The organism is Streptomyces sp. NPDC058872 (assembly GCF_042743065.1).
Classification (GTDB): domain Bacteria; phylum Actinomycetota; class Actinomycetes; order Streptomycetales; family Streptomycetaceae; genus Streptomyces.
Map to the genome: position 1 here is coordinate 63848 of NZ_JBHYMK010000042.1, position 6289 is coordinate 70136.

Sequence of the window (6289 nt, forward strand, 5' to 3'; positions counted from 1 at the left end):
CACGCCGGACCCCGTGCATAGAGTGACCGCCATGGCGAACCATGACGCGTACGCGGACATCGGCGTGATCGGCGGCTCCGGCTTCTACTCGTTCCTGGAGGACGTCACGGAGGTGTCCGTCGACACCCCCTACGGCAGCCCCAGCGACTCCCTGTTCTTCGGCGAGGTCGCCGGCCGACGGGTCGCCTTCCTGCCCCGGCACGGCCGCGGCCACAGCGTCCCCCCGCACCGGATCAACTACCGCGCCAACCTCTGGGCGCTGCGCTCCGTGGGCGTGCGACAGGTCCTCGGCCCCTGCGCCGTCGGCGGGCTGCGCGAGGAGTACGGGCCCGGCACGCTCGTCGTGCCCGACCAGCTGGTCGACCGCACCAAGAGCCGCGCCCAGACCTACTTCGACGGGGAGCGCCGGGCGGACGGCGCCGTCCCCCACGTCGTCCACGTGACCTTCGCCGACCCCTACTGCCCAGACGGGCGGCGGGTCGCGGTGAAGGCCGCCCGGGGGCGCGGTTGGGAGCCGGTCGACGGCGGCACCATGGTCGTCGTCGAAGGGCCCCGGTTCTCCACCCGTGCCGAATCGCGCTGGCACGCCGCCGCCGGATGGTCGATCGTCGGCATGACCGGGCACCCGGAGGCCGTCCTCGCCCGCGAACTGGGCCTCTGCTACACCTCGCTCGCCCTCGTCACCGACCTGGACGCGGGCGCCGAAACGGGCGAGGGCGTCTCCCACACCGAGGTGCTGCAGGTGTTCGGCGAGAACGTGGAACGCCTGCGGGGGGTGCTCTTCGACGCGGTGTCGGCGCTCCCGGCGACCCTGGACCGGGACTGCCTGTGCACCCGTGCCCAGGACGGCTGGGACCTGGGGATCGAGCTGCCCTAAACCACCCCCGGGGGTGAGGGGGTCGTCCACAGCCGGGGAGCGGTCCACAGGGCGGCACCCCACGGAGGCGGGGCCGGGAGAGTGGGGGACGTGCCCCCGTCCCCGAGCCGAACAGGCGGTACCCCCCGTGACGACGTCCCCCTCCTCCGTCCCCGCGCCCCGTGGGGTGCCGCCCTTCGAGCCGCTGCGCATCCGGGGCACCCGACAGCGGCTGCGGCGGGCACTGCGCCGGGGACGGCGCGCACCGGCGCTTCTCCTGGCCCTGACCGCGGCCTCGCTGGCCGTCGCGCTGACGGGCTCGGGGCCTCCCCGCCCGGTCCTTCCGGGCACGGGACCCGGACACGCGGGGCCTTCCGGCAGGACCCCGTCGAGCGTCGGCCCCCCACCGCTCGGAGCCCCCGCGGCCCGCGGCCCGGTGCTCCACGGCTCCGCGGCCGGCGCCCGCGCACGACCCCCCGCCGCAGACCTGGTCTCCGCACCGGTGCGGATCGCCGACGCCGAGACCGTGCGGCTGCTGCGCCCCGGCGACCTGGTCGACGTCATCGCCGCGCCCGACTCCCTGCTGGGCGAGGAGGGCGAAGCCCGGGTGGTCGCCACGGGCGCCCGGGTGGCCGAAGTCCCGCGCCCCGCGGGGGCGCGTCCGGACGGCGGGGCGCTCGTCGTCCTGTCCGTGCCGCGCTCGACCGCCGCAACACTGGCAGGTGCCGGTGTCACCTCCCAACTGGCCTTGACCTTGTGCTGATTCGCACGGACTCACTGTCAAGTAACCGTCCCGTGTGTATGGATTGGACGCCCCTGCGGCCTTCACGGCCTAATGGCTCCGCACACAGCAGCACACACGACGAAAGGCACCCCGGTGGCCAAGAAGGAAAGTGTGATGGCGGGCTTCAAGGCCTTCCTGATGCGCGGAAACGTGATCGACCTCGCGGTGGCTGTCGTCATCGGCGCCGCCTTCACCAACATCGTGAACTCGGTGGTCAAGGGTGTCATCAACCCGCTCGTGGGAGCCTTCGGCACGCAGGACCTGGACAGCTACCAGTCCTGCCTCAAGGGCCCCTGCGAGGTCGACGACGCGGGGAACGCGATCTCCGGCATCCCGATCATGTGGGGCACCGTCCTCAGCGCGGTCCTCAGCTTCCTGATCACCGCGGCCGTCGTCTACTTCCTCATGGTCCTGCCGATGGCCAAGGTCCTCGCCAAGCGCGCCGCGCACGACAAGGCGAAGGAAGGCGTCCAGGAGACCCTGGAGGTCAGCGAACTGGAGGTGCTCAAGGAGATCCGCGACCACCTCGTCTCCCAGCGCGGCCCGTCGACGGGCACGGGCAGCGGCACGGGCGGGGGCGCCGGCTCCGGTGGCGGTCTCGGGAAGCACCCCACCTCCTGACCGGCGGGACCCGCCGGTCTCAGAGGTGGTGCGGCGGCTTCTCGTCGAGGAAGCGCGCGAGCTCGGCGGCACTGTCGCCGCCGGCCGGAGGCCGCTCTCCCCACCCGCGGTCCGTGTCGTCCGCGGATTGCTGGTCCAGCGGATCGTCGAAGACGAGTGCCGGCTTCGGTGTGTTCTCGGTGGGGGAAGTGGTGCCGGGCCGCTTCGCGTCTCGCGGTCCGTGGGCGGGGGCGGTGCTCATCTCTTCAGGGTACGCCCGCCCCGCCGCCCCGTACCCCCCTGATCAGCAGTTCTTCGGCGGGTCTCGGGAAGGCGCTCCCGCGGTGGCCTCTCCCCCGCGAGCGCCGAAGCCCTCTTCGTCACGGGGGCGGGGTGGCTTCGCTCCGGGCGGCGGGGCGGGGCGGCGGCCCGGGAAGACCCCGGTTCCAGGGGACTTACGGCCCTGCGACGGGGGCCGTACGGCGACGGCGGGACGGGGGCAGTGAGCGTAGCGTTCGCTCGTGCGGGGCCGCCCCGACGAACGACACCGCCGGCCGGCCCCGCGCCTCCTGCGGGTCGGCGCGGGGAGACGCAGTGCGGCGGGCGTGGCATGTGACCCTCCCGGCCGGCCGCTCTGCTGTGCTGGGGTGCATGACACAACCGTTCCTCCCCCTCACCGCGCGCTCCCGCGAGGAGTCGCACCGGGCCGCCACGCCCCTGGAGCTCTTCTTCGACCTGTGCTTCGTCGTCGCCGTCGCCCAGGCCGGCGCCGAACTGGTGCACGCGATCGCCGAGGGGCACGCCGGCGAGGGCATCGTCAACTACGCGATGGTCTTCTTCGCGATCTGGTGGGCGTGGATGAACTTCTCCTGGTTCGCCTCGGCCTACGACAACGACGACGTGCTCTACCGGATCGTCACCCTGGTGCAGATCGCCGGTGTCCTCGTGCTCGCCGCCGGCGTCTCGCGCGCCTTCGCGGAGCACGACTTCCTCGTCGTCTACCTCGGCTACGTCGTGATGCGGGTCGCCCTGGCCACGCAGTGGCTGCGTGCCGCCCGCCACGCCTCCTCCCCGGCGGAACGGACCATGTGCCACCGGTACGCGGGCGGGGTGCTCGCCTGTCAGATCGGCTGGTTCGCGCTGCTGTTGGTGCCGGAGCCGGCCCTCCCCTGGGTCTTCCTGGTGATGGCCCTCGCCGAGATGGGCGTGCCGGTGTACGCGGAGAAGGCCGCGCCCAGTACCTGGCACCCGCACCACATCGCCGAGCGGTACGGCCTGTTCACCATCATCGTGCTCGGCGAGACGATCGCCGCCGCGACCGTGGCCGTGAAGACGGGCGTGGTCGAGAACGACGCCCTGGACGAGTTGCTCCCGATCGCCGCCGGCGGTCTGCTGCTCGTCTTCTCCGCGTGGTGGATCTACTTCGTGGTGCCCGCCCACGACCGGCTGACCTCCAGCCGCCAGGGCTTCGTCTGGGGCTACGGCCACTACCTGATCTTCTCGTCGGCCGCGGCGATCGGCGCGGGCCTGGAGGTCGCGGTCGAGCAGGCCGTGGGCGAGGTCCCTCTGTCCACGCTCGCCGCCTCGGCCGCCGTGACGATCCCGTCGGCCGTTTTCCTGCTGTCGGTGTGGCTGCTGCACGCCCGCCACTTCAAGGTCGGCATCGCCCAGCAGTTGGTGCTTCCGGTCTCGTCGTTCGCGATCCTGATGTGCTCCTTCGCGGGTCGTTGGGCGGTTCTCGCGGCCGGTCTCGTCGCGGCGGCCACGGTCGGCGTCGGCACCGTCCTGACCGCCCGCGGCCGGGCCCGGCGCACCGGGACGGCCTGACCCGCCCGGAACCGGGGCGCCGTCGGGGGTGCCCCGGCAATCGCCCCCGACCGCCCGCCCCGAAGCCGGGGCGCCGTCGGCGCGGGCCGCACCGGCCGGGTCGGTGGGCGACGGGGCGCTCGTGCTCCTCACCGGACTGCCGGCCTTCCCGCGGGGCACGTGGTAGGCAGGGCGGCATGACACTTCCCGAGGGGACGAACGGCCAGGACGCGATCACCGATGTGCACGGGCTCCGCGTGGGCCACGCGGGCGCGGCCGGGCCCGGCGCGCTCAGCGGCACCACGGTGGTGCTGGCACCGGAGGGCGGGGTCGTCGCCGCCGTGGACGTGCGGGGCGGGGGGCCGGGCACCCGGGAGACGGACGCCCTGGACCCGAGGAACGTGGTCCAGCGGATCGACGCGGTCGTCCTGACCGGCGGCAGCGCGTACGGCTTGGACGCGGCCACCGGGGTGATGGCGTGGCTGGCCGAGCGGAACCGGGGCGTGCGGGTGGGCCCCGAACCCTCCCAGGTGGTGCCGGTGGTGCCCGCCGCATGTGTCTTCGACCTGGGGCGGGGCGGGGACTTCACGGCCCGGCCGGACGCGTCCACGGGGCGGGCCGCGGTCGCGGCGGCCGCCGCCTCCGGAGACCGTGCGAAGGTGGGGACGGGCGCGGTCGGTGCGGGCACCGGGGCCGTGGCCGGGGGGTTGCGGGGCGGGGTGGGGACGGCGAGCACCGTCCTGGAGTCGGGGATCACGGTCGGCGCGCTCGTGGTGGTGAACGCGGTGGGTGCGGCGGTCGACCCGACGACGGGCGTTCCCTACGGCAGCTACTTCGAGGCGGGCCGGCCCGCCTTCCCCTCGCCTGCGGTGCACGAGGCGGCGCTGCGGCGACTGGCGGAAGCACGGGAGGCCAGCGTCCCGCCGTCGTTGAACACCACGCTCGCCGTCGTCGCGACCGATGCGGTGATCACCCGGGCCCAGGCACAGAAGGTCGCGGGCACGGCGCACGACGGCATCGCGCGCGCGGTGCGTCCGGTGCACCTGATGAACGACGGGGACACGGTCTTCGCGCTCTCCACGGGGGCGCGTGAGTTGCCGGAGGGGTCGGGGCCGCTCGCCCTGAACGAGATCCTGGCGGCCGGCGCCGATCTGGTGACCCGGGCGATCGTCCGGGCGGTGCTCGCGGCCCCGGCCGGCCTGCGCGGTGCGGGTGGTGACTTCCCCTCGTACCGCGAGCTGTACGGAGGGGATGCGGGCGCGTACTCCCGGTAAGCGAAGGGGAGTTGAGGAAAGGGGGCGGGAACTTCCCGCGAACGCCCTTCGTTTTCCGCGAACCCCGGACACGATGTCAGACCCAGGGACTACGTTAAGCGAGCACCAAGTGACATGCGGCGACGGCCTGGAGACCCTCTTGAACGATCCGCAGGATCCTGACGATCCGTACGAGACGACCGAGATGCACCTTGAGCGGCTCCTTGGCCGGGCGCTCAACTCCTTCGACCTGCCCGACTCGACCGTCGAGCGCCTCGGCACGGCGCTCGCGCACTCCAGTGCGCTGCACTCCTCGCACCACAGCGCGTCGCTGCACCGCACGACCCACCGCCATGCGTATCTCCTGGCCGACGGCAGCGCGCTCAGCCTGTGGGAGCTGACCCACAACGCCGGCCGGGACGGCTCCCAGCAGCACGAGTTGTACACGGAGGAGACGGAGGCGCGACTCGCCGCCTCACGCCTGTCGACGGGGGCGACGTCGCACGGGACCGCGGAGCACTCCGACGGCCGCGCCGACGAGGACGACGACTTCGAACTGTTCGGTGCCCTGCTCGCCCGTCCAATACCCGCCGAGCCCCGGACGTACGTGCCGGACGACTCGGCCGACCATGCGCGCCGCGTGCTGCGCCGCGCGGAGAACCCGGACCGGCCGGGCGAGCGGACGGCCCGCCGGCTCCGGCGGGCCTTCGCCCACCACATCACCCAGGCCCTCGGCCGCCAGTGCCCGTTGGGGGGCGGCCGGGACGCCGGCTTCACCCTCTACGAGCACCAGTTCCTGCTGCTCGACGGCAGCGAGGTCAGTCTCTGGGAGGTCGAGCACACGGCGACGCCGGACGGCCGGCACATGTGCGAGGTGTACGAGGACGAGCAGGCGGCCCGCGGTGCGATGGAGTCCCGCGCCCGGGTCCGCTGAGGAGCTCGGCCCCGCGGTCGGTACCGGTACCGGCCCCGCCGTCGGTACCGGTACCG

At 73.7% G+C, this 6289-nt stretch carries 7 protein-coding genes; 6 read left to right on the top strand and 1 reads right to left on the bottom strand.

Annotated elements, in window-relative coordinates; translation table 11 throughout:
- The first annotated feature begins 31 nt into the window (after nucleotides 1–31).
- The 3 genes from ACFW22_RS24660 to mscL all read left to right on the top strand — a co-directional run bounded on the left by ACFW22_RS24660 (nucleotide 32) and on the right by mscL (nucleotide 2261).
- Entirely contained in the window at nucleotides 32–877 is an 846-nt protein-coding gene (locus ACFW22_RS24660; protein ID WP_386408383.1) for an S-methyl-5'-thioadenosine phosphorylase, read from the top strand.
- 127 nt (nucleotides 878–1004) lie between these two features.
- Entirely contained in the window at nucleotides 1005–1619 is a 615-nt protein-coding gene (locus ACFW22_RS24665) for a hypothetical protein (RefSeq protein ID WP_386408385.1), read from the top strand.
- Between the two features lie 135 nt (nucleotides 1620–1754).
- Nucleotides 1755–2261, top strand: a complete 507-nt coding sequence (gene mscL / locus ACFW22_RS24670) for a large conductance mechanosensitive channel protein MscL (protein WP_386408387.1) — start codon at nucleotides 1755–1757, stop codon at nucleotides 2259–2261.
- Between the two features lie 19 nt (nucleotides 2262–2280).
- Here mscL and ACFW22_RS24675 read toward each other — a convergent pair whose 3' ends face one another.
- Nucleotides 2281–2502 (bottom strand): hypothetical protein, encoded by a 222-nt coding sequence (locus ACFW22_RS24675; protein ID WP_384880837.1) that lies wholly within the window; start codon nucleotides 2500–2502, stop codon nucleotides 2281–2283.
- A 389-nt stretch (nucleotides 2503–2891) separates the two neighbouring features.
- Between ACFW22_RS24675 and ACFW22_RS24680 the strand changes: the two genes are divergently transcribed.
- The 3 genes from ACFW22_RS24680 (at nucleotide 2892) to ACFW22_RS24690 (ending at nucleotide 6233) form a co-directional block, all read left to right on the top strand.
- Nucleotides 2892–4067 carry a low temperature requirement protein A gene (locus ACFW22_RS24680; RefSeq protein ID WP_386408390.1) on the top strand — a complete coding sequence of 392 codons (1176 nt, stop codon included), beginning with the start codon at nucleotides 2892–2894 and terminating at the stop codon, nucleotides 4065–4067.
- A 176-nt stretch (nucleotides 4068–4243) separates the two neighbouring features.
- Nucleotides 4244–5320, top strand: a complete 1077-nt coding sequence (locus ACFW22_RS24685; protein ID WP_386408392.1) for a P1 family peptidase — start codon at nucleotides 4244–4246, stop codon at nucleotides 5318–5320.
- A 184-nt stretch (nucleotides 5321–5504) separates the two neighbouring features.
- Nucleotides 5505–6233: a DUF6227 family protein gene (locus ACFW22_RS24690; RefSeq protein WP_386408404.1), complete on the top strand. Its 729-nt coding sequence runs from the start codon at nucleotides 5505–5507 to the stop codon at nucleotides 6231–6233.
- Nucleotides 6234–6289 lie beyond the last annotated feature (56 nt).

Bases quoted from the DNA above. Each gene is read 5' to 3' on its own strand.
- ACFW22_RS24660 (WP_386408383.1), top strand. From the start codon at position 32: ATGGCGAACCATGACGCGTACGCGGACATCGGCGTGATCGGCGGCTCC.
- mscL (WP_386408387.1), top strand. From the start codon at position 1,755: ATGGCGGGCTTCAAGGCCTTCCTGATGCGCGGAAACGTGATCGACCTC.
- ACFW22_RS24675 (WP_384880837.1), bottom strand. From the start codon at position 2,502: ATGAGCACCGCCCCCGCCCACGGACCGCGAGACGCGAAGCGGCCCGGC.
- ACFW22_RS24680 (WP_386408390.1), top strand. From the start codon at position 2,892: ATGACACAACCGTTCCTCCCCCTCACCGCGCGCTCCCGCGAGGAGTCG.
- ACFW22_RS24685 (WP_386408392.1), top strand. From the start codon at position 4,244: ATGACACTTCCCGAGGGGACGAACGGCCAGGACGCGATCACCGATGTG.
- ACFW22_RS24690 (WP_386408404.1), top strand. From the start codon at position 5,505: ATGCACCTTGAGCGGCTCCTTGGCCGGGCGCTCAACTCCTTCGACCTG.